Source organism: Magnetococcus sp. PR-3 (assembly GCF_036689865.1).
GTDB lineage: Bacteria > Pseudomonadota > Magnetococcia > Magnetococcales > Magnetococcaceae > Magnetococcus.
Genome location: NZ_JBAHUQ010000120.1, coordinates 1 through 226, shown reverse-complemented (window position 1 = coordinate 226; position 226 = coordinate 1). Strand labels below are relative to the sequence as shown.

The following is a 226-nucleotide window of genomic DNA, read 5'->3' as shown; positions in this document are numbered from 1 at the left end:
TACGGTTGCAGAACTCTCCGCTATTGATGCTGATACTAGCGGTACGGTGACCTACGGTCTGGGTGTTAAGGATCAGGCCTCAGCCCTGGCTGCGAACACCAACAGCTACGTAACCGGTTCTTATGATGTATCGGTCACGGATGCGGGTACGGTTGCAGAACTTTCCGCCATTGACGTAGATACGACAGGTACCGTGACCTATGGCATGGGCCTGAAAGATCAGGCT

At 53.5% G+C, this 226-nt stretch carries 1 protein-coding gene; it reads left to right on the top strand.

The genetic code is table 11. The features are described from left to right. On the top strand, window positions 1-226 hold a 226-nt coding region (locus V5T57_RS20785), incomplete at both ends, for a hypothetical protein (RefSeq protein ID WP_332893186.1).